A 20,500-nucleotide genomic window follows, 5' to 3' on the forward strand; every position below is an offset into this window, starting at 1 on the left:
CAAAGAGCATTCAAAAATCTTCTGTTCGTGAAAAAAAACGGAAATTTCCTCCGGTATAGTAATTTCACATCAGGAGGCGTCATGAGTAATTCGAATCTTATAAGTTCTATAGAGCTAACACGTAAAAATTTACGTGCTCAGATTGAAGGTTTGCGTGTTGAGGCTGAAGATCTCATTACAAAATACTGGATCAAGTGGAAGGAACGAAACCACCAAGAGATTAACCTTACCCGACATAGCAAAGTTCCAAAGAGGGAGTATCTGGGTTCTTACGCACCAAAAGTTGAGCTAATTGGTAATGCCAGAAAAGTAACGATCACTTGGCATCAGTTCAGCCCTTATAAAACAAGAGCGCCTAGTCACATGTCAAAACGGGTGCAACCAATGAAAAGTGGAAAATATTCTAAGAACTGTTTTGTAAACCATGCCAGCTGGGAATACGAAATGATTTCTGAAACGGAAGCATTGCTGGAGCCTTACAGAGAAATGCTTGAGCTCTATCATTCAGCATATATCGAACTTGGACGAAAAATCCGTCAATACTCAAAAACTAAGGTGGCACAATGACCGACGCAATTATCACGGACAATGAGCGTATTAACATTGAACCAAAAGATGTAATGGTAAAAGGTTCAAATAAAAAGCAAGGCGTAAACGCTCAAACTTCTACTCAACGTAGACCAGAGCACCAGGGTATGGCCAAAGTTATTATTAACCCCGGCACCCCAGATTTTAACCGGTTTTTAACTGCCAGAAATGGAGCAGTCATCAGAGGTTTTGATGATGTGAGTATCGCTATTTCCTCTCTCTTTAAAACGGTTGATGCAGTTAAACATCCTGACCTTGTTCAGGCTATTCAGGATTGGTTCAACGAGCTGCATGAAGAAAACAATAAGATGAAAGAAAATCTTGTTGCTTATATTAAGTCAATTGAGTTCGACAAGAATGACTCATTCATGTCATCAACTCAGTTTGTACCTTTCAGTTTTGAACCAGTACAACTCAACTTCAATAACCACAACACCATGAGGTTTTACAAGTACATCTTCGAGATGAACCAGCTCATGAACACAATGTATGAGTACAACTCATTGGGTTTACTGGCTGTAAGCGACTATCCGGTTATGTCTCACAACATTATAAAGAGTATTAATTTATATGTTGAGAATGTGAAAAAGACTCTGAATGTTTCTCGCCGTAAGGATGGGCCATACAGTCCAGCAGAGTTCATCACCAAAGTAATGCAATATAAAAGTGTGCAGGCATACATTGCAGCCGAACTGTCAGGCAAACGTCGATAAGGTATGATGATGAATTTCAGGGCGCTGTATTTATGTATTAAACGGATTTTGGGGATATTCTCATCTCAGGAGAATGATGCAACCTCTGTAATGATTGAGGATATATCAAGCCTCTCTCCTTTTGCGCAGATTCTAGGAGATCAGAAGTACACTGTTCCTGATCATCCAAATCCAGAAGTCCTGAAATTCATCGAGTATCCAACTCGTCCGACGGGCATACAGACATTTAATGAACAGTCAATCCTGTCTCTGTATCGGGAAAAGCTGCACTCAATTTCAATGATGTTAGCTATCAGCGATAGCGACATCAGGGACGATGCATATACATTTACTAATTTAGTATTAAAGCCCTTGGTTGAATATGTTCGCTGGATACATCTTTTGCCAGCTTCCGAAAATCATCATCATAATGGTATTGGTGGGTTACTTTCTCACAGCCTGGAAGTGGCCATACTCTCTTTAAAAAATGCGCATCACTCAGAACTGAGACCAATCGGATATCAAGATGAAGAAGTAGTCCGTAGAAAAGTATATCTCTATGCTGCGTTTATCTGTGGTTTAGTCCATGATGCCGGAAAGGTTTACGATCTCGATATTGTAAGCCTGAATTTAGCTAGTCCGATCATTTGGACGCCAAGCTCACAAAGTCTTCTTGACTGGGCACGTGAAAATGACGTGGTTGAATACGAAATCCACTGGCGAAAGCGTATTCATAATCAACATAATATCTGGTCCAGCGTTTTCCTTGAGCGAATCCTAAACCCGGTATGTCTTGCATTTTTGGATCGGGTAAATAAAGAACGTGTTTATTCAAAAATGATCACCGCCCTAAACGTTTATACTGATGGGAATGACTTTTTGTCTAAATGCGTGAGGACCGCTGATTTCTATTCTACTGGTACAGACCTTAATGTTTTACGTGACCCTATCATGGGTCTGCGTTCTAATGATGCAGCAGCAAGGGCCATTAGTACCATCAAGCACAACTTTACCAGTATCAATATCAACAATTACAATGCTAAGCCTATGCACATCATTATCGTAAATGGTGAGGTATACCTTAACGAGAACGCATTCCTTGATTTTGTTCTCAATGATTTCGAATTACATAAATATAACTTCCCTCAGGGAGAGGCTGGTAAGACGGTATTGGTAGAATCCCTAGTTCAACGTGGTTACGTCGAGCCCTATGATGATGAGCGTGTCGTTCACTACTTCATTCCGGGTATCTATTCGGAAAACGAAATATCAAACATCTTTAGAAATGGGATAGGGAAACTAGAATTCTATAACCTTCTTAAGCTAAGGTGGATTGGTTTAATCTTTGATTCCTATAAAATCCCTGACTCAGTGCCGGGTCTTTTTAGCGTTAATGCCAATAAAGACTTTATTTACATTGACGAGCAAAAAACAGTTACTGAATACAGAAGACCAGTGCCCGGTCGGGACGCTATAACTAAAATTACTGATACTGTTGAGACGGCTGTTCTTAAGGTTAATGATTTAGGCCGCTCCACTGCCTCTATTGATGTTGATATACATTCTAAGAAAAATGAAGGCTCATCCGACGATTTTGAGAAGAAAGCCGAAAGTGATAATGAAATTGATAATGACACGCAGATAGTTAAATCTGAGGGTGAGGAAGCAGCTGATCCTGTCATTCCTGATATAGAAGAAAGTGAAGATGAATCGGCAAAGGACACGGAATCCCATGTCCTGGTCAACCAACTTCATGAACTCCTTTTAAGCGCTCCACTTTCCAATGACTATATAGTGTGTGTAGATGCTGTCCCCTACCTCAACATAGATGCCACTATGGCATTGCTGCCGGGATTAGATGAAAAAGCATTTAGTGAAGAGCCCTATTTCCAACTGACATTCAGAGAAGGCTCTCTCGATGGAATGTGGATAGTAAGGGACATTGACGATCTGCGTTTAGTCCAGCTCGGCGATAACTGCGCCGGGTTCCAGCTCACCTATCATGAGCCAAGAAGGCCAACAACTTTAAAGTCACTTTTCAATACTTCTATGTATCAGGCATTAGTGATTAATGATGAGTCTTCTGTTGAAAACTCTGCCCCACGTCCAAAGCAAACGCTTGAGCTGCCTCCCCCACGTGTAAATGCAGTCGAAGAACATTCTGGCGACGTGGAATATCATGGAACCGATAGTGCATCCGCGACTGGTCCGCTGAAAACTGAGGCTGTGGAATATGAACATTATCAACATCTTTTTGAGGAAGAAGATGAAGAGCATGAGATCATTGATTATACCGATTTCACACAGCTTAGTGTTTCTCGGCCAGAAGTCGGTAGTTGTGCAACAAGCTCTTCGGTCCATAATGAAAAGCTTCTCCCCGAGCCGTCAGAATTACCAGAACTTAACCGAGAACAGAACGCTGATCCCCAGGGTACGATTGAACGCTCTATGGATGTTTCTGTAGGACAAGAAAACTCAGAACCAGATACTGAGGGTAACTGCCCACCACCAGCTGAAGTTGTGTATTCCCAGACCGAAGCAGCCGCAACCAGTGTGATGGCAAGTGAAGAGCCCGCCTTACCTCCTGTACTTGAAGAATCAAATGGAGAGCATGCGCCCACAGACGCTAAGGGGCATCATCTTTCGCCAGCACTGGCCAGACTGTTCGCCCCAACAGCACCGGTAGAAAAACAAAATCCCAAGCGCAACCGGAATAAATCATCGGACAAAGCAGAAGTACAAAAACCAGCATCACCTGTTTCTGGTCACAATCTGAACAGTAAAGTCTTTGCAACTACTGAATCAGACCAAAATGGTGAATTCTCGCTTATAAGCGAAGGTGACGTTACAGAGCTTGAATTTGTAGAAATTGCGTCAGTACTGCATCAAATTCTGTCCAAAATGGAGGTGGCGTTTAAAAGAAAGCGCAAAAACAGATTTATGGTAAGTACTCCTAATACTCTCTATCTGACCCAATCTTGCGTGGAAAAATTTGGGTCGCAGTTAGAGGCTCAAGATCTTTTCAATAAGCTTCCTCAGTACCTCGTTAATTCTGGTGCTGTGATCAATACAAAATGCCATGCATTTAACATGCCTACTTTGCTGGCCGCATCAGACCGGGCGAAAGTGGACATTGAACGAATTATCAATAACCTGAAAGAGGCTGGGAACCTATAATGTCAGATTCGAAGAGGACTAACCTCCATGCACAAGAGAATTTTTATCGGCCTATTCTTGAGTATCGTAGTGCCTCAATACTTTTGATTTGTTCGGTTTCTATGCTTTATATGGGACTTTCTTCAGACGGACTGGACATCGCCCCAATAGTTCTGTTCACCTCAATATTGCTTTTTTTGCTGTGCCTTTATCGTTGCAAAACAGCAGCGCCATTCTTGATGGCTCATTGGCGTGTATTCAAGCGACATTTCATGTTCGTTAGTCTTGATTCACTGCGTGTAATTAACAAAAGTAACTTTTTCTCCAATGAGCGAAAGTATCGTCAACTGGTTCAGGATTATCAAAATAAAAATAAGGATATACCCGAGCGAAAGTCCTATTTTTGTGATGGGTTTGAGTGGGGCCCGGAACATGCGGATCGGGCATATCAAATAGCTAACCTCTCCAGTGATAAACGTGAGATCGAGTTGCCATTCGTCTTCAACCCAATTAAGAGACATTTTGACGCAATGGCTCGTAAGATGGGCGGCAGCAATGCAATTTTTGCTGTGGAACGTAGGGAACCCATATTTGTAACTGAAGACAATTGGTTTGGTCATACTCTGATAACCGGAAACGTGGGTACCGGGAAAACGGTGCTACAGCGTTTACTAAGCATTAGCATGCTTCATCTTGGTCATGTTGTTGTTGTCATAGATCCAAAGAACGATGCAGAGTGGCGAGAATCTCTAATGGAAGAGGCTAAGACCCTCGGTCTTCCTTTCTATAAATTTCATCCTGGCCAGCCAGCATCTTCGGTCTGTATTGATGTCTGCAACACCTATACTAATGTTTCTGACCTAACATCTCGTCTTTTGAGCTTGGTGACAGTTCCCGGTGAGGTTAACCCATTCGTTCAGTATGCCAAGGCTCTCGTTTCCAATGTGATTTCCGGGCTTTCTTACATAGAGAAAAAGCCTTCTATTTATCTGATTCACAAGAACATGAAAAGCCACATGTCTATTGTGAATCTTACAGTCAAGGTAATGGAGTCATGTTACGCGAGATATTATGGTTACGATGTCTGGACCGAAAAAGTTAAGTACGTCGCTAACGAAACCTTGCCGGTACGTTTCAAGCGTCTCGCTGAATGGTTTACGGCTCATTTCATGAATTACGAGGGGTCCGAACAAATAGACTGGTTAGATACTGTTTCCCAGCTTATTGATTACTCAATGTCCGACCCAGAGCATATGGCTAAAATGACCGCAGGTATTATGCCTGTTTTCGATATGCTCATTGAAAAACCTTTAAATGAGCTTTTATCTCCTAACCCGAACTCAGTATCATCAAGAGAAATTGTAACAAGCGAAGGGATGTTCAGCACTGGCGGGGTGCTATACATTTCGCTTGATGGCCTTTCAAACCCCGATACAGCAGCTGCTATTTCTCAATTAATAATGTCAGATCTGACCTCCTGTGCCGGTAGTCGCTACAACGCTCAGGATGGTGATATGTCAGCTAATTCCAGGATAAGTATTTTTGTTGATGAGGCACACTCAGCCATTAACAACCCTATGATTAACCTTCTGGCGCAGGGTCGTGCAGCGAAAATTGCACTGTTTATTTGCACCCAAACCATCTCCGACTTTATTGCTGCGGCAAGTGTTGAAACTGCCAATCGAATTACGGGGCTCTGCAACAATTATATAAGCTTGCGAGTCAACGATACTCCTACTCAGACGCTTGTTGTAGAGAACTTTGGTAAGAGTGCGATAAGCACAAATATGGTCACTTATACGACCGGTTCAGAAACATCTTTGCCGCATAATAACTTCTCAGGTTCAATCTCAGAAAGAAAGCAGACAACTTTAGAAGAGAGTATTCCAAAGGATCTCTTGGGTCAGGTCCCTATGTTTCACATAGTTGCCAGGCTTCAAGATGGCAGGAAGGTTGTAGGCCAAATCCCTATTGCTGTTGCTGAGAAACAAATGAAGCCAAACACAACTCTGTCGGAAATGCTTTTCAAGAAGGCCGGAAAAGTTACTTTGCGTCAAAATCTCGATATCAAAAATCTTAATAAATTTCTAAGGAAGTTGCATTGATGGATGAAAAAATTGTCCTGACGCGCCAGCAAATTTTAAGCTCTGCACTAAAAGTCAGCAAATGTCGCTCGCTCGTAAAAAGGCGCTTTCAGTCTTTGGGTTTAAAGTACGCAGATTCTCAGGAAGTTCGAGATCGGCTAACTAAGATAGAAAAAAACGCGTTTCATCATTTGGGAAAATTTTGTCAGAGCAACGATATCGATTCCCTATTCTCCATGGCAAATACCCTGTCTGAGCTTTTCCTTTTAAAGGGAGAGTTGATCACGACTGATCCCTTTGGGGACCGTGAAACCAGCTACTGGTCGGTACCACAAGGTTCATGCCATGAATGGATTCAATCGCTGACCACCAGCGAAGGTCCTGAACGTAAATTCGTTAGTTTCCGTATTTCTTTCGATAACAATGACGAACGGTGTGATCTTGTAAAGAAGAATGCCCGTATGCTTGGTTGTTATCTTTTGCCTTATTTCGTCGATTTGACACGCACGGTGGGCGCATTCATTAATTTGCCAGGTAGTGTCTCTTTTAAACAAGTACAGCGCATCAAACCCCAGATTCATCCAGAAACAACACATAGTCATATAGTTACTATTGAGGACTCTCCCTTTCTTTCTCGGTTAAAATTTAAAATCATTACTGCCATAGATCGGCTTCCTGACCCTAATGGCCTTTATACAAACACCTTTAACAGCATTATTGACCGTGCACTGCTGACTCATCTCAAAACCGAACAGGAAAAAATAGATAGTCCAAGAGTCTGCAAAAATGTGATTTCGGCTTTTGCCGACTCAACTCTTTCTCTGCCGGTGTTTAACATCGGCCTAAACGAGCAGTACAGATACTGGACGCCGTGGGGCATCAACTTTATAGAATTTTCCCGCCAGGCCGCAAAAGCAAGGACCGCTGTATTTGTTCCTGATGTGGGACAGATCGAGTGGAAAAGCGCAGAGCATAAAGAACTGGCGGAGTTAAGCCTCATCGACCAAATCATACCTAAACAGTACCACTGGCTCCTGGGTATCCCGACGATGTGGCGTAACAACTATTGCAATCACGATCAGAGGCTAGCTCTTTTTCGTGAATGGAGGGAAAGCAATGGCTGCGGATAATACAAGCAGAGCAGCAGTGCTCAGAACAATGCTTTTTTTTGGCATGGTCATTTATTTTGGTTACAGCCTGGCTTTCCAGAATACTGAGGAGCTCAAATATCAGATTACTCAGGAGGTTAATGCAAGCCGGTCCATCATATCAAATGACCGTTGGAAGTCTGTTATTGCAAATAGTGAAGCGACTTTAAATTGGTTGGTACATGACTATAAGTTAATTGACTATCTGAATACTATTCTGATCCCTGACACCAAAAAACCAGCCAGAGGTATTAACATTGTTGCTGAAAAATTTACCTCTATTAATTACACTATGGCCAAAAACATACCCCTCTTACTTTATCAGTCCATTTTCCGGTGGAACTTAATCCTGGGGTGGCTAATCGTTTTTCTGCCCTATCTATTTGCCATGCTAGCAGATGGAATGTACCAGTGGAAATTGAAGAGGTACGTATTTGGTAAGGTTACAGTTCAGTTTTATCGTATTTGGTTTCGAGCATTTTGGGTGATCAGTGCTTTAACGATGGTCTACCTGGTCATGCCGAATATGTCACTATTTAACAATATCGCTCAACTTTTCCCACCAGTCGCTTTATTGATACTGGGAATTGCATTGAATCGCTTGTGGTCTAACTTTCAAAAACTCATGTAAAGGTGGTCAGATGTTAAGCAGTAAAAAAAGGAAGTCCCCTACAAATATCAAAGAATCGCTCAATGATAACGCTGACCGTTTTTATAAGATGTTTCGCATTCATACCACGGCAAAAGTTGCTATGTCGCTAATTGCCATGACCGCTGTAGGGTTTTCTTTCTACAATCTTTACGAACAATGGCAGGACGCTGAAGGGAAGAAAGACCATATAGCTGTAATACGGATTTCTGGCGAGATGGGTACCGGCTCGGAAACGGGCGATGGAACAGTGATCGCAACAGCTCTTGCCAAAGCTTACAATAATCCCCATGCCAAAGCAGTTATTATCGAGGCAGAGTCAGGTGGTGGTGGTCCCTCTGACGCCATCATTATTTACCGCCAGATAAACGCGCTTAAAAACCACCAGCCACAGATTGAACGCGTATCAGATGCCGGTTGCTCTCTTTCATCTGTAGCCGCTGACAAGAGTAACAAAACCGGGAGCACAGAACGTGGCGATGAAGCACGGTCGAAGCAAAACTCCCTCGAAGTACTCTCCAGCGGTACCGGTCGTTTTTTCTCTGATATCGCAGACTCATATAAACCAATCATCGTTAGTGTGAAAGGCATATGCGCATCCGCATGCTATTACGCGGTATCGCCCGCTGATGCAATTTATGCCGACAGTAATGCCCTGATCGGTTCTATCGGTGTGCGTATGGACCACTGGAATCTGTCAGAGATCATGAGCACAGTAGGCGTCAAGAATGAGCCCCTTACGGCCGGTGAGTTCAAAGATGCTCTTGACCCCTTCCACCCATTGTCCGATTCAACGAGGGAGTTCATGCAGAAGGAGATCCTGAACACGATGCATGAAAAATTTATAACTGATGTTGAACTTGGACGGGGTAAAAAGCTTCTCTCGCGTCATGATGCCGATGCTGTTTCTCTCTATTCAGGCCGTGTATGGCCAACACCTCAGGCAGTTAAGTACGGCCTGGTGGATGGAGATCTTACGTCAGTAGAGATCCGTACACGTCTTTCAAAAATGTACTCCACTGACACGTTCAAAAACTACAATGAGCCTCATCGTAATCTCCGTTCTGCACTCGGCATGCTGATGAGCCTGTCTTCAAATATTGAGAGCCTTACCGGTACCACTACCCGCTTGGTAGAATCTGTTAATGCCACCAGCTACCCCTCTGTGAGGTAACATGGATGCTTTCAATCTGCTGTGGAGCATTACGGGGGTAGCTTTCATTATCCTTATTTTCGTCGTGTTGCTGTGTCTGTTGGGTTTTATGACCTCTGCCATAGCGGAACGGCGGACTGCAAAGGCAATTGAATCTGGGCTTCCTGAAGAAGCTCAGGGGCTACTTAGTGATCTCACCTTTCAGTTGTCGGCTCATAGCACTACTCAGGTTGATCACATTCTCGTAGCCCCACATGGTATATACGTCATAGAGCAGAAAAACTACGTAGGCAAGCTCTACGGTACTCTGGAGGAAAGCCACTGGCGGAAATGGACTCAGTCCCGAACCCTCAAGTTGCAGAACCCGTTTAAGCAAAACCAGGGGCACATCAGGGCTATTCAGTCTGCTCTTAAGGCTAGAGAACTGGAATGTATCAATGTCGTCATCATAAACGGACGTTGTAAGTTTGATGGCATCAAGCCGGAATGGTTATGTATGGGGATGGACGATTTTATCCATAAAGTCAAACAACGACGAGGGCTACGGTTGTTCACACCGGAGTCTGTTCAGCACATCTGTTCGGTGTTGAAGTCAACAAGGAAGTCGCCAGGGCTCTATACGGACCTTACTCATATTCACAACATAACGACAAAGTACAAAGCCCCGATGAAATTCGAGCAACGAGTAACATACATTCTGCTCAACTTTATCCATTATCTGTGGGCAAGTCTGTTCACTAAGCAGAAGCCTTAGCGCTCTATCATTGGTAAGGCTGTAAAATGTCTGCAAAAGGCCCCATCGGTAAATTGTTGGGGCTTTTTCTTTGCGTAGTTCTGATACGGTTTATCCTGTGGAGCATTATGGCCACCAGCCAGCTGGTGACTGGCCAACGCTTTGTATGACGTAGCCTACTCAGGGCAGGCTATTTTAGAGGGACCGATTTTTATCCGGGCTAATTTAGAAAGAGATAATTTGAACTTAGGCGGGCTGACCACCAGCAGAGAGGTAAATCACTAGCCGGTGATATTGACAGAAGTCGTCAGGGGTTTAACGCCGGAATATTTTGCCAGGCCTCCTGCAAGGTCTGCAAGACTTCTACAAGTGATAGTGACGGCCACAGGACTGTTTCCGTCATTATCACTCCAGGTGGCTCGCACTCTACTGGTACCAGAATTAAAACAACACGAGTTCCTTTTACCTGGTAGGCAAGGTTTACTGCCGGTTGGCGGTAGGAGGCCAGTACACCCTCACCATATTGAGCAGGGTTACTTGCCCAGTTCCGCACCATTGCATACACCTGAGGCATATACCGACTATCCAGATCCCCTTTGGGCCGTCTGAACGGCACGATTTCTTCTGAGCGGTAGGTGGTCGTTGTTGTATTGGTTGTCATCTTTGTCACCTCCCCTGTTCGTCCATTTAGAGTTTTAAGCTGCTTTACACATCACACTCAACTGATTATTTAAGCTGGTCATCGTCTCTGGCCAGCATAGCCCAACCATTCGACTGGTTTTCGCGGGAGTAAGGATTCATTTCAAAATAACTATCTACCGCGTCGCTGTCCGCAACAGAACTGTTGTTAGCTCTCTTTGAACCCTGAACCACTACAGCATCAACCTCTGCGGCTTTCCCGTTGCGCTGTACCAGGATTTTAACCGTCTTGGGCTTACGTCTTGCGAGCAGTTTGTTGGCGATAAAAAGCACAACAATCCAGGCCAAAAGCACGTATAAAAATTTATTCATAATGCCCTCCTTTGTATGTGATTATTATACCTGCTTCCATTGCAGGCCAAACAGGTTCGGTGTATGAAAAATAGACTTCTCTCCGGCGTATAGCAATCTACTTACTGATCTGTTTTCGTATCAAACTGTATGGCATAACCGAGGGGCGTACGTGGTGAGTCAGAAAGTTACTTTTCCGTAATAGTTAATTTCAGATCCTTCTTCCAGTTACGCTTCAGTATAAAACCGATACCCTCTAATTCAGCATCCTTCACGTTTAATACGCTTCACTTTAAGGCAGGGCTTTTCGGTTGATATGAATTCTTTTTCCGGTTGCTGGACATGGGTTTCATCCTGATAGTTAAAATTGCAGGCTATCAGTCACCACCACCACCTCCTCCTCCTCCTCCTCCACCGCCACCATCACAACCACCAGCTATGCTATTTTCACCATTACAATCACCTCCGAGGGGGTTCAAATGGCTGCTCCCCTGTAGATGGTGTCCTTGCCAGATAGAACCCGAACCAGCGCCTCCTGAGCGTCTTTGCTTGCCCTGAGGCAATTGTGCAGGCTCACCAGCACCGGCGGTCCCAAAAATGTCCCGGGCAATTTTATAAAGAAGGTAAAAAGGTACGCCCAGCATCATAAAAAAGATTACTGAAAATATTACACGTTCCATTGATGATCTCCTGTCTTGTGAGAGACCAGTTATATCAGGGTGATTCAGTATTTCCGTTTAGAAAAGAGTACTAATTTGGCCCTGTTCGATCTTAATTTGCCATCCGGGAAAAAGTCATAGGGATAGGCCTGCCAGAGTCAATAACTTCCAGTGATCTGGAGGAGACCCCGGCTCTCTGAGCCCTCATGGATGGTACGGCTTTACCCCCTGTAAACAGATTCACGTTCCGCAGGACAAACATCGACTACTGACGTCTCATATTTGCTGACGCTAATCCGACGTCTCATTGCCGTCTGCTTGTTTTCTTTAAAGGGTGTATTAGACGAATATCAAATCGGAATGGTAGGGGATGTGTGGGCACCATGCCCGGCCCTCTTTGAGCATCTGAGAGATTGGAGACCTAGCCGGGTAAGATAGCTACTTTCTTACGGGTTACCCTTCAAATCCAAAGACGAAACGGACGCTGCCGTTCTCCACGTGGAGACGCTTTACTTCTTCGACAAATTCCTGGATCACCTCTCCGGCGTTATCGGGTGGTATGGCTGACAAAATTTCTTCCGAAGTCAGCCATGAGTATGAATGTTCACCGAATAAATCATCATCTTCGGACGGTATATCATCAGGTAATCCGCGTAATGCGTGGATAAAAACTGCTGATGTGCTCGCCCTTTCACGATCTACATCAAATCCGAGCCAGGCAAAGTGGAGATATGATCGGTCCCCTTTATAATTGCTTGATAAATTAATCCATTTACCAGGCTTTTCTTCCCTTTGAAATCGCCAGCAGATATCAACGCCCATTAAGAAACTCCATTACTATCGTTCGTATGAGATAACTATCATTTCAGAATACTATGACTTCTTCCCGTATAGAACTAATCGCTCACGCCAACTGGGCGAAGCCAACCGGTTCCGCCACTTCGCTCATTGGTTTTTAGGCGTAAGCACTGAAGCCAGTCTCCATGCTAACTGGCGAGCCTGCGAAAGTCAGACTCGTTGTTATAAAGCGGCATATCGTAAGCGGTGTCTGAAATGAACATGCGGATCTGCTCAAGCGTCATGCCACAATGAAAACGGTTTACGCTCACATTGGCCCGGGGGAAGTCAGCACAAAACGCATTCAAAACATTTTCATGGACAATGCCAATGTTGATCAACGCAGCTGGCCCGTTGTCACGGAAGGATACGACACGGAATCCCCCATACCAGCCTGAATGGGAGAAAAATGAAAATGCGCCGGATGCCAGACCATTAGACAGGTCATAGCGCAATTTCCCGCACAGAGACTGGCTGTCTTTGCTGTACACGCGATTAATGAAAATACCGGGACCAACTTCTACCGGCTGCTTGTTGCTTGCTAAACACGGAAAGCCCACCAGCGAAACCTCCCTTTCTCCTGACCAGTTTACCTGATACCCGGCAGTGAGAAAGTCCGTCAGTTCTACGCCAGAAAGAGCATTAATGGCCGCGATATCGGTAGTCAAAATATTTACGTTTTTCATATTCATCTCATCTTTATTCTAAAGTGCGTTTTTTGTCTATCAGCCCGAGGATTGAAAATTTGAATATTTAATGTGACAGATAAATACCTGTCACTTTTTCAAAAACAGCCTGTAATTGAATATCGAGAGAGTTCATTTTAAAATCCACCAGCTCAGCTTTATTATCGCAAACCAAATAAAAATAGGAGTCAAATGCGTCTGTATCTTCATCTTTAAAAATACGGAAGGAATTAATTTTATCATGCCCTTCAAATTCGGCATGAATACCATAGCGAACCGAGCCGTCATCGAACTGAACAACCCGTCGTACAGAATTAATCCGGACGTACTGTTTTAAGGCCCTCGCGAAATCGGCATTTAACGCCAACGCTCGTAAGATTGAATCAGCGGTTTCATTCTGCTTTTTACGATCGTATTCAAATATCCCACAGCCGGTGTTACGAAAGACCGGCTGAAGAGCATTAACCAGGTTGAAGGAATCCACGTTTCTGTCGTTTCTGTACATGAGATATCTCCTGCCCCTCCGCTATACGAAGGGGCTTGATAGGGTTACTGCCAGGCTGCGATCACTTCTTCGCACTGGAAATGAGATAAGCACTGCTGGAGTAGAAGAGCCAGCACCGCTGTGTTAGGGACGCGATTGTTACACCACGCGTTGAAAAGCAGCTGCCATGGACCGGCATAATACCCGGCCAGTTTCTTTTTTTGTTTAGCTGTACGGCAGCGGGAAATGGCCTGCTGATAAAGGCTTTCATTCTCATCACCAGCCCGTTTTTGCAGAGTGCGATAAATATACGAATAAAGACTGTCAGAACAGTTTGAAGCGTACGCCAGTTGTTTTTTCATAATACCTCCTGTTTAGAAGTATTATATGTAAACAGCCTCAGCGGCTAATAACCCGTAGCAATATAATTTGCATTTTTTCTATTTCTGAAGACGCTTTTTAAATTAATATTTACTGAGTTATCACAACTTATTATTCTTCCCGTCTGCTGTTTTATTAATCCCCCAGTTAGTAATCACGCCAAGTCGGCGCAATTTTTCACGTTGTTCATAAATAAAAAAATCGCCAAGGCAGTCTTTTAAAACTTCACTATCCTGATATTTTATTTTTTGAAGCATCCTCGCAACTATGGCGCGTTTCAGGAATATGGCTGCATCAGACTCAAGCATTTGTGAGGACTGTCTGACGGTCTCCTGCATATCGACGATACTGCTGAGCTTTCGTCTGACCACGCTTAGCATAGTGTCCGGGAACCGCTTAGCGGCTGAATGTAACCCGCAACAACGTTACGCATTGTTTTACTCACTGCAATTTTCCATTTAAGTCTGTTTGTTCCACCAGCTGCTAACATCAGCGTTATTCATCCTGAGGTTTCGCCCGCGATTGACAGATCAGAGGCAGCATGGATGAAATTGCCAGAGTAGATCACTGCATACGCGAATAGTGGTTTGTATTCAGTTCTGCGTTTGCCTGCTTTTCCAGTGCTGTCATAACCCGGCGGAGCATCGCCAGAGCCTGAACAGGCGAGCTCCCAAACTGCACTTTCACTTCAGCCGTATCATGATCCTGAATCAGGTCGAGTATATTCACTTCGATCCCTGCCCCGTTTTCATCTTTTGCCGTGCACTGAATACTTACCCGGGTCACCGAATCCGTCAGGACTGGCAGTGGGTTAGTTTTGTCTACGTTGATAACAGCCTTCTTCATTGCCCTGTTTCCCCTTGTCCTGAAAAAGTTACCGACCCGTCCGGATGGAGGGGTCGGTCAGAAAATCATGACTGTCCCTTGTTCATCTTATCAGCATGCTTACGCAGGTACTCTTTCAGGTCAGCATGAGCGTTGATGATATCGTTCATTTCATCATTGGTCAGAACAAGCGTGTAAGTATCAGTACTGACAGATTCACCTTCTTTAAGCTTGGCTTCTTCAGCAATACGTTCAAAAATCGGGATCGCGGTGTCTGCAATGACGGTCACAGTCTTTTTGTTCAGAACGCTGGACATGGAAGGTGCTTTACCTGCCGGGTTCTGTTTAGGAGCGCTGTCCTTTGGAGCTGGAGCCGGTTCCTGTACCGGTGGCGTATCCAGCGTCTCCGTATTGCTTTCATCGTTCAGTTGATCCGGTACCGGGGTGTTATCGGTAGTATCATCTGCCGGTTGCTCAGCACCGATGTTTTCCGGAGTCTGCGGATCTGCCATGCGCTCTTCTACCTTGGCAGCTTTGACGAATTTCAGCGTGTTTTTCGTCGCCTTGCCATAGATGGAGATCGCTTTGTTGATGTTATCTACCGCATCCTCACCGCTGTACATATACTCGTCCAGTGCAACGTACATGCTCACCTGATCGCTCACAAGCATGGTCTGTAGTTCAGAAGGCAGGTCCAGTACGCGAACCATCTGGCGAAGATGCTGCTCTGATTTACCACGTTTTTTTGCCAGTTCCGCAAAGGTCTTAGGCTCTTCTTTATCTTCAACCAGACGCTTAATTGAAAGCGCTTCAGCTACGACAGACAGCGCCAGGTTGGAGTTGCCGGTCAGGGTGAAGAGTTCTGCTTTTGAAGCGCTACCGCGAAACTCTTCGCAGCGAATACGAGTAATGCGTTCACGCCCTTCTGCTTCCAGCTGGCGGTTTGCAATAGCGATGGAACGGATACGGCAAGCCCCCTGACGCAGTACAGGTACGCCATTAACCATCTGAACAACGATAGGCGTCACGCTGAACGGGTCTTCCATGTAGGCATCGGCCAGGCTGTTCAGGTGTTCCACAACGTGAGGCATTGAATAGTAGAGCTCGCCCATACCGGCCGTGCGGGTGTTAAAGCCTTCCTGCTCTACAACAACCGAAGGGTCAATGATAAGGCCGTTGCCTTTACGGGCACCGTTACCAGTGCGTTCCAGGTAACCACGAAGGCTGATTTCGTTGCTGTTGTTTTTTACTTCAGTTTCGATTGCGGACATTTTTGTTCTCTTTTTTGGTTGGTTGTTTAACTGCGCTACAACACAACAATACCAGGTTCGACATTTTTCCTAATAGGTTGCGGAGAAGAAAAAGTAACTTTTTTTAAAAATTTTCCTGAGGCAATACTACTCGATCCGTCCGTTTTAAATCTTCACAACAGTGGGCCGTTTTTACGTTTAAGCAAAATAACTGGTTCAGAAGGTGACTCAGAGAGAAAAGTTACTTTTCCGGTTGTCTGGGCCAGTGATGGGAGAGTGGCAGGACAGGAATGGCTAAACCGGTGCGGGTCTCTTGTAAGTCGCAGGGGATTCAGGAGATATAGAGGTAAACTGGTACGTTCAGTTTTTGGATTGAGCCGGGCTTTTGGCCCGGGCTTAAGGAAGCAGAAATTTGAACGAACTGGCAGGTAATGCTTTATGCCGCCGACAGCTGGCCGTCAGTGCTTTGCTGTTCTGGTTTGACAGTTGGGGGATAACCGGCAGTTAGCCGCTGGCATTCCGCATCACAGAAAGCCCTGAGGTTGCTGAAGACGGACTCCATGAAATCAGCATGAGCATACGAGTCTACAGGACGTGTCTTGTTATCTTTCATCTTGTTCTCCTCAATCATTATTAAAACCAGCGGATTTAGTTTCTGGCGCTCCATCTGCTGACCGGCTTTCCCAGAGAGCAGCGATGTGTCGGGTTCTTTTTCTCATTTTATCGTTTTCATCGGGCCCATCCGGGCGTATAAGAGACCGATTTGGCATGTTTAGGAAACGTACTGGCGTAATTAAAAGCTGAGGTTGGATTTGGAATAAAAGGATGCTTTTCCCGTTTGTCGGGTCTTTCGCCACCGCTGCACGATGATTCTGTCAGGCATTCTGCGCCCTCCCAGGCTGCACATCTGGAAACAAGCGTTGGGATGTTCCCTTCCCCTGCTCACCGTAGAAAGATCGGCAAGTCCCGACGGTCGTTCCGTACGAGCCGGGTCCAAATAATGAATAAATAAAACGCCGCTTCAATTGTATTGACAATAGAAGTCAGGAGGATCATAGTGTCATTCATGGTGCGGCTTTCGCACCACCGCCCCGGCGGTACCGGGCAGAACTGGAGTACCTCATGAAACTTTCCCGTCAGACGACTTCTGATACTTCTGTTGATGGCCGTTCACGCGCATATGCCTGGGGCCGTGTCCATTATTTCATTATCGAACATGCACCAATGGCTGAGCTGGTCGCTATTGACGAGCTGCTGGAAAAAGCTGGCTGGAGCAATGACGGCTGTCCGAACTATGAGAAAGATGACGAGTTTGGTAATGCTGGTTACAGCTGTGGTTACTGGATCGATATTGACAGCGTGGGAAGCTTCAAGGCTGACTACAAACGTCTTAAGGGGGAGATTAGTGCGCATATCGCCTCAAAGGCGGCAGAGGTGGAGATCCGCGTACTGGACTCGATGTCCGACAAAGAATGTAAAGATGTTGCCTCGGTGGCATCTACTGTTCGCCGTGACTTACGTACGCAGTCCGAATCGCTTCATTCACTGCGTACAATCGTAACGGTTGATCATTACAATCCCTATGTGACCACCAGCCGCCCGCTGAGCATTTCCGCCTGGACACTTATCCACGACTGTCTGAAAACAGGCACCATCAATGACGTCTGTTCACGGTTGAGTTCATTAATCCTGCACTCTGAAGCCGCGATTGCCCGTTGTAAGGGAAGCTCCGACTACTCTTCGGAACACGCTCAGCTATCGTTTTTTGCTGGTAACGACTATGTCACCAGACGCACCCTTGTTGATGCAGCTCACGAAGAGGCTCTGCGAATGAACCGCCGCTTTGATGAACGCATTGCAATGAACGCGGATTCTGATGCCAGAAGGCTCCAGTGCGAATTCAACCTTAGCAACCATGTCGTACAGCGTAGGACCGTTGAATCTGCTCATATCCAGGCACTCAATGAAGACGTCACCCGTTCACAGGCGGAACCACGCTGCCCTGGAAAGCTTCTTCTGAATATGACCAGTCATGAGGAAGTGCGGGACTCACTGAGCGCCTGTTAGTCCAGCGACACCCCCTGCGGCTCTACTACCGGGCCGCAGTCTGCTCCTGCCCAGATGGTGCCAGTGGTGTAATGAATTTGTTTAATAAGGCTAAGTATGATGAATAAAGAACAACTAATCGACAAACTGGAACGCGTGGTATGTGGTCAGTACTCCTACGAAATGCAGGAGCTTGCGTATTCGGCCCTCTGCTGCATTAAAGGCACCCCGGACGACTGCGCTAAGTTCCCTGTTACGCGTCCGCTGCCTGACACCTTAGTGGACGTATGGGACGAAATCGGGCAATACCTTGGCACAGGCAAAGCCATTGAAACTCGCAGTTGCGGCGTTTCGCTTCTGCTTCATGGACACTGCTACGATTCAAATCATGTGCTTTACTGGCGCAATGCTGGCGCACTTCCAGCAGCTTGCGATATGCCACTGGCTGGTGGGTCTCGCAAACTGTTCACCTGCTCAGCCTGTGGAGTGGACGGTCTGGATGAACCACCTGAAACCAGTTGCCACTGCTGCACAGAGGGGGCCCACTGGGTTGAGAGCAGGCTCTTCACCTCCGGGCAGGCAGACCCTGAAGAATTTAGACCCGTGGCGGTCGTGAAAGAGTGTGCAGGCTCAACGCCGGATGATCGGCTCATCTGGAGTGTGATTGAACAGCTCAACGGCGAACTGGCGGAAGGCGATAAACTATTTAAGCGACGCTGACAGATCACGGCAGCATTTATAACAGACGAACTCCAGAATAATTTAAAGCAACCATGAACATGAAAAAGCCCAAAGCTGCATTACAGAATGCCATGAAAGAAGATGTGCCAGCTGTGACACAGATTCAGATGCGATCTACGGTTTCCAGAAAGGTTCGCTATGTAAAACAGGCAAATCGAGAGGGTCTGAAATTATCTGAGTGGATGTCGCGGCATCTCGACGCTGTCTGTGATACCGCAGATGAGATTCATAAAGGCAAACGCTCAACTCCGGTTGCGCCTGGGAAGATTCCCCCAGAGGTATACCAGGTGATATACGATCAGTGCGGCGGGTTCGTGGAGTGTGATGCTAATGCCCAGGTTATCTGGGAAGCCTGCCGTAATGCCATTCTTAACGGAGACAAAGGGTAAACGGCAGGTATCGCCTGTCATTTTACCCTTGTGAGGACAATACTGATGAACCATGAGAGCCGAACTGTATACCTGAACACGGCCATTGAGGCCCTGCTGAAAGCTGAGGCGGCTCTGAACGATCTGGCATTAGCCTATGAGCTTAAACCTGATGAAAAGGCAAGCGCATGCCATCCCAGAACCGGCACACTTTCCACTGCGTCCCAGGTAAAAAAACTCCGCCGTGTCCTTGAGAAGCAGAAGGTATGAAGGGCTGCATCAGCCAGGCCCGGATATAAATACATGCTCTGCCAGGTGAGTACCACTGCCCGGTAGCCGAATGATAAGTTTTGATTTCACGGTTGCAATTTCTCCCTCTGGCATCACTGCTCCACGATGCACCCCGATCAGCTTAGCGTCTGAAAATGAAGATGCACCGGACCTGCATGAAGCGGAACGGTGCCCAGCTGAGTGTTTGTGGGCACAATGAACCGCAATTTCATGATGGGAATGAAAGATGGCTGGTGGCCCGCTGATATGAACGCTTACCCTGCATAACGTTACTAACCACAATCTTTTCACTAAAAGAAAAAAGGGTTCCTCCGCTTTAGAGGAACCCTTTCAAAAGGTGCCGATGGCATACTAATCCACACCCTGAAAAGAGGGGGGTTGCCCCCCTCTTTGTCAGCTACTTACCGGATTCGTAGGCCAGGATAGCAAATACCTCCCTTGTTCCGTCTTTCATCCGCAACTCGCAAAGCGAGTTTCGTGTGAGCCAGGTGAATATCAACAGCGTTAAACAAACTATTAATATGCACAAAACAATGGGTTGGTTCGGCATTTTCATGGCCTTCTTCTCCTTGCATTTAAGCAGGCAAGAGGCTACGCTGTGTGTGACTAGCATACAGGGGCCTCGGGTTGTACTGACCCCAGAAAGTTGGACAGTTAAACACGAGGCATATAGGTCTGATTCCGATATTCAATTGGAGTCAGACCTTTTAATTTCAGGCTAATTCTTCTGCTGTTGTAG

The 20,500-nt window shown here is 45.7% G+C and carries 25 protein-coding genes and 1 pseudogene; 12 read left to right on the forward strand and 14 right to left on the reverse strand.

The features are described from left to right. Positions 1-81 precede the first annotated feature (81 nt). Genes mobI through ACJHWR_RS23045 form a run of 8 tightly spaced genes read left to right on the forward strand, consistent with a single transcriptional unit; the run spans position 82 to position 10,224 of the window. Positions 82-567, forward strand: coding sequence for a conjugative transfer protein MobI(A/C) (mobI, locus tag ACJHWR_RS23010; RefSeq protein ID WP_000071885.1), 486 nt, complete (start codon positions 82-84; stop codon positions 565-567). Beyond that, positions 564-1,301, forward strand: coding sequence for a hypothetical protein (locus ACJHWR_RS23015; RefSeq protein WP_000128631.1), 738 nt, complete (start codon positions 564-566; stop codon positions 1,299-1,301). Before mobI ends, ACJHWR_RS23015 begins: the two co-directional genes overlap by 4 nt. 9 nt (positions 1,302-1,310) lie before the next feature. Next, on the forward strand, positions 1,311-4,457 hold the full coding sequence (gene mobH, locus ACJHWR_RS23020) for a MobH family relaxase (RefSeq protein ID WP_001011151.1): 3,147 nt from the start codon (positions 1,311-1,313) through the stop codon (positions 4,455-4,457). Continuing rightward, positions 4,457-6,541 (forward strand): conjugative transfer system coupling protein TraD, encoded by a 2,085-nt coding sequence (traD, locus tag ACJHWR_RS23025; RefSeq protein ID WP_001284076.1) that lies wholly within the window; start codon positions 4,457-4,459, stop codon positions 6,539-6,541. Before mobH ends, traD begins: the two co-directional genes overlap by 1 nt. Continuing rightward, positions 6,541-7,650, forward strand: a complete 1,110-nt coding sequence (locus ACJHWR_RS23030) for a hypothetical protein (RefSeq protein ID WP_000343599.1) — start codon at positions 6,541-6,543, stop codon at positions 7,648-7,650. The genes traD and ACJHWR_RS23030 overlap by 1 nt, the downstream gene beginning before the upstream one ends. Beyond that, a complete protein-coding gene (locus tag ACJHWR_RS23035) occupies positions 7,637-8,299 on the forward strand; it encodes a DUF4400 domain-containing protein (RefSeq protein ID WP_000718549.1) in 663 nt (220 codons plus the stop codon). The genes ACJHWR_RS23030 and ACJHWR_RS23035 overlap by 14 nt, the downstream gene beginning before the upstream one ends. A 10-nt stretch (positions 8,300-8,309) precedes the next feature. Beyond that, positions 8,310-9,491 (forward strand): S49 family peptidase, encoded by a 1,182-nt coding sequence (locus ACJHWR_RS23040; RefSeq protein ID WP_000952983.1) that lies wholly within the window; start codon positions 8,310-8,312, stop codon positions 9,489-9,491. Position 9,492: 1 nt separating this feature from the next. Further along, positions 9,493-10,224 (forward strand): nuclease-related domain-containing protein, encoded by a 732-nt coding sequence (locus ACJHWR_RS23045; RefSeq protein WP_000338612.1) that lies wholly within the window; start codon positions 9,493-9,495, stop codon positions 10,222-10,224. Between the two features lie 286 nt (positions 10,225-10,510). Here the strand turns inward: ACJHWR_RS23045 and ACJHWR_RS23050 are convergent, their stop codons facing one another. From ACJHWR_RS23050 to ACJHWR_RS23100, 11 genes are all read right to left on the reverse strand, one after another. Next, complete coding sequence (locus tag ACJHWR_RS23050; RefSeq protein ID WP_000210769.1) at positions 10,511-10,864, reverse strand: hypothetical protein; 354 nt, start codon at positions 10,862-10,864, stop codon at positions 10,511-10,513. Between the two features lie 65 nt (positions 10,865-10,929). Continuing rightward, positions 10,930-11,214 (reverse strand): hypothetical protein, encoded by a 285-nt coding sequence (locus ACJHWR_RS23055; protein WP_001032029.1) that lies wholly within the window; start codon positions 11,212-11,214, stop codon positions 10,930-10,932. A 356-nt stretch (positions 11,215-11,570) separates the two neighbouring features. After that, complete coding sequence (locus ACJHWR_RS23060; protein WP_000442694.1) at positions 11,571-11,873, reverse strand: hypothetical protein; 303 nt, start codon at positions 11,871-11,873, stop codon at positions 11,571-11,573. 432 nt (positions 11,874-12,305) lie between these two features. Continuing rightward, complete coding sequence (locus ACJHWR_RS23065; RefSeq protein WP_000537761.1) at positions 12,306-12,674, reverse strand: hypothetical protein; 369 nt, start codon at positions 12,672-12,674, stop codon at positions 12,306-12,308. A gap of 164 nt (positions 12,675-12,838) precedes the next feature. Then, the gene (locus ACJHWR_RS23070) at positions 12,839-13,375 is read right to left on the reverse strand and encodes a hypothetical protein (protein WP_000800252.1); all 537 of its coding nucleotides are present in this window, start codon (positions 13,373-13,375) and stop codon (positions 12,839-12,841) included. A gap of 67 nt (positions 13,376-13,442) precedes the next feature. Continuing rightward, complete coding sequence (locus tag ACJHWR_RS23075; protein WP_000286107.1) at positions 13,443-13,880, reverse strand: hypothetical protein; 438 nt, start codon at positions 13,878-13,880, stop codon at positions 13,443-13,445. A 44-nt stretch (positions 13,881-13,924) separates the two neighbouring features. Then, positions 13,925-14,221, reverse strand: coding sequence for a hypothetical protein (locus tag ACJHWR_RS23080; RefSeq protein WP_000744346.1), 297 nt, complete (start codon positions 14,219-14,221; stop codon positions 13,925-13,927). A gap of 120 nt (positions 14,222-14,341) precedes the next feature. Then, on the reverse strand, positions 14,342-14,620 hold the full coding sequence (locus tag ACJHWR_RS23085; protein WP_000953953.1) for a hypothetical protein: 279 nt from the start codon (positions 14,618-14,620) through the stop codon (positions 14,342-14,344). A 184-nt stretch (positions 14,621-14,804) separates the two neighbouring features. Further along, entirely contained in the window at positions 14,805-15,086 is a 282-nt protein-coding gene (locus ACJHWR_RS23090) for a hypothetical protein (protein WP_000710431.1), read from the reverse strand. Between the two features lie 65 nt (positions 15,087-15,151). Beyond that, on the reverse strand, positions 15,152-16,336 hold the full coding sequence (locus tag ACJHWR_RS23095) for a hypothetical protein (protein ID WP_001272970.1): 1,185 nt from the start codon (positions 16,334-16,336) through the stop codon (positions 15,152-15,154). Positions 16,337-16,751: 415 nt separating this feature from the next. After that, on the reverse strand, positions 16,752-16,928 hold the full coding sequence (locus tag ACJHWR_RS23100; RefSeq protein WP_001371930.1) for a hypothetical protein: 177 nt from the start codon (positions 16,926-16,928) through the stop codon (positions 16,752-16,754). Positions 16,929-17,437: 509 nt separating this feature from the next. Here ACJHWR_RS23100 and ACJHWR_RS23105 point away from each other — a divergent pair. The 4 genes from ACJHWR_RS23105 (at position 17,438) to ACJHWR_RS23120 (ending at position 19,740) form a co-directional block, all read left to right on the forward strand. Continuing rightward, positions 17,438-18,382, forward strand: coding sequence for a DUF5417 domain-containing protein (locus ACJHWR_RS23105; RefSeq protein ID WP_000778030.1), 945 nt, complete (start codon positions 17,438-17,440; stop codon positions 18,380-18,382). A 99-nt stretch (positions 18,383-18,481) separates the two neighbouring features. Beyond that, positions 18,482-19,081 carry a hypothetical protein gene (locus tag ACJHWR_RS23110; protein ID WP_065311110.1) on the forward strand — a complete coding sequence of 200 codons (600 nt, stop codon included), beginning with the start codon at positions 18,482-18,484 and terminating at the stop codon, positions 19,079-19,081. A gap of 59 nt (positions 19,082-19,140) precedes the next feature. Continuing rightward, positions 19,141-19,491, forward strand: a complete 351-nt coding sequence (locus tag ACJHWR_RS23115; protein WP_000743060.1) for a hypothetical protein — start codon at positions 19,141-19,143, stop codon at positions 19,489-19,491. Positions 19,492-19,536: 45 nt separating this feature from the next. Next, a complete protein-coding gene (locus ACJHWR_RS23120; RefSeq protein WP_001015182.1) occupies positions 19,537-19,740 on the forward strand; it encodes a hypothetical protein in 204 nt (67 codons plus the stop codon). Between the two features lie 418 nt (positions 19,741-20,158). Here the strand turns inward: ACJHWR_RS23120 and ACJHWR_RS23125 are convergent, their stop codons facing one another. The 3 genes and pseudogenes from ACJHWR_RS23125 to ACJHWR_RS23135 all read right to left on the reverse strand — a co-directional run. Next, positions 20,159-20,278 carry a type I toxin-antitoxin system Hok family toxin gene (locus ACJHWR_RS23125; RefSeq protein WP_223165953.1) on the reverse strand — a complete coding sequence of 40 codons (120 nt, stop codon included), beginning with the start codon at positions 20,276-20,278 and terminating at the stop codon, positions 20,159-20,161. Then, positions 20,226-20,336: pseudogene (locus ACJHWR_RS23130) on the reverse strand (DUF5431 family protein); the annotation flags it as partial. The pseudogene ACJHWR_RS23130 and the gene ACJHWR_RS23125, both read right to left, overlap by 53 nt. A 79-nt stretch (positions 20,337-20,415) precedes the next feature. Continuing rightward, positions 20,416-20,500: IS3 family transposase (locus ACJHWR_RS23135; protein ID WP_088551278.1), on the reverse strand; the 85-nt coding region annotated here is incomplete at its 5' end.

Origin of the sequence: Escherichia sp. WS568 (assembly GCF_046486085.1) — a bacterium.
Lineage (GTDB): Bacteria > Pseudomonadota > Gammaproteobacteria > Enterobacterales > Enterobacteriaceae > Escherichia > Escherichia coli.

What these genes read in the sequence shown, in the direction of transcription:
- ACJHWR_RS23055 (WP_001032029.1), bottom strand. Translation starts at nt 11,214, where the DNA reads ATGAATAAATTTTTATACGTGCTTTTGGCCTGGATTGTTGTGCTTTTT.
- ACJHWR_RS23030 (WP_000343599.1), top strand. Translation starts at nt 6,541, where the DNA reads ATGGATGAAAAAATTGTCCTGACGCGCCAGCAAATTTTAAGCTCTGCA.
- ACJHWR_RS23090 (WP_000710431.1), bottom strand. Translation starts at nt 15,086, where the DNA reads ATGAAGAAGGCTGTTATCAACGTAGACAAAACTAACCCACTGCCAGTC.
- ACJHWR_RS23015 (WP_000128631.1), top strand. Translation starts at nt 564, where the DNA reads ATGACCGACGCAATTATCACGGACAATGAGCGTATTAACATTGAACCA.
- mobI (WP_000071885.1), top strand. Translation starts at nt 82, where the DNA reads ATGAGTAATTCGAATCTTATAAGTTCTATAGAGCTAACACGTAAAAAT.
- ACJHWR_RS23095 (WP_001272970.1), bottom strand. Translation starts at nt 16,336, where the DNA reads ATGTCCGCAATCGAAACTGAAGTAAAAAACAACAGCAACGAAATCAGC.
- ACJHWR_RS23035 (WP_000718549.1), top strand. Translation starts at nt 7,637, where the DNA reads ATGGCTGCGGATAATACAAGCAGAGCAGCAGTGCTCAGAACAATGCTT.
- ACJHWR_RS23065 (WP_000537761.1), bottom strand. Translation starts at nt 12,674, where the DNA reads ATGGGCGTTGATATCTGCTGGCGATTTCAAAGGGAAGAAAAGCCTGGT.
- ACJHWR_RS23120 (WP_001015182.1), top strand. Translation starts at nt 19,537, where the DNA reads ATGAACCATGAGAGCCGAACTGTATACCTGAACACGGCCATTGAGGCC.
- ACJHWR_RS23080 (WP_000744346.1), bottom strand. Translation starts at nt 14,221, where the DNA reads ATGAAAAAACAACTGGCGTACGCTTCAAACTGTTCTGACAGTCTTTAT.
- mobH (WP_001011151.1), top strand. Translation starts at nt 1,311, where the DNA reads ATGAATTTCAGGGCGCTGTATTTATGTATTAAACGGATTTTGGGGATA.
- ACJHWR_RS23110 (WP_065311110.1), top strand. Translation starts at nt 18,482, where the DNA reads ATGAATAAAGAACAACTAATCGACAAACTGGAACGCGTGGTATGTGGT.
- traD (WP_001284076.1), top strand. Translation starts at nt 4,457, where the DNA reads ATGTCAGATTCGAAGAGGACTAACCTCCATGCACAAGAGAATTTTTAT.
- ACJHWR_RS23100 (WP_001371930.1), bottom strand. Translation starts at nt 16,928, where the DNA reads ATGAAAGATAACAAGACACGTCCTGTAGACTCGTATGCTCATGCTGAT.
- ACJHWR_RS23070 (WP_000800252.1), bottom strand. Translation starts at nt 13,375, where the DNA reads ATGAAAAACGTAAATATTTTGACTACCGATATCGCGGCCATTAATGCT.
- ACJHWR_RS23040 (WP_000952983.1), top strand. Translation starts at nt 8,310, where the DNA reads ATGTTAAGCAGTAAAAAAAGGAAGTCCCCTACAAATATCAAAGAATCG.
- ACJHWR_RS23075 (WP_000286107.1), bottom strand. Translation starts at nt 13,880, where the DNA reads ATGTACAGAAACGACAGAAACGTGGATTCCTTCAACCTGGTTAATGCT.
- ACJHWR_RS23050 (WP_000210769.1), bottom strand. Translation starts at nt 10,864, where the DNA reads ATGACAACCAATACAACAACGACCACCTACCGCTCAGAAGAAATCGTG.
- ACJHWR_RS23060 (WP_000442694.1), bottom strand. Translation starts at nt 11,873, where the DNA reads ATGGAACGTGTAATATTTTCAGTAATCTTTTTTATGATGCTGGGCGTA.
- ACJHWR_RS23045 (WP_000338612.1), top strand. Translation starts at nt 9,493, where the DNA reads ATGGATGCTTTCAATCTGCTGTGGAGCATTACGGGGGTAGCTTTCATT.
- ACJHWR_RS23115 (WP_000743060.1), top strand. Translation starts at nt 19,141, where the DNA reads ATGAAAAAGCCCAAAGCTGCATTACAGAATGCCATGAAAGAAGATGTG.
- ACJHWR_RS23105 (WP_000778030.1), top strand. Translation starts at nt 17,438, where the DNA reads ATGAAACTTTCCCGTCAGACGACTTCTGATACTTCTGTTGATGGCCGT.
- ACJHWR_RS23085 (WP_000953953.1), bottom strand. Translation starts at nt 14,620, where the DNA reads ATGCTAAGCGTGGTCAGACGAAAGCTCAGCAGTATCGTCGATATGCAG.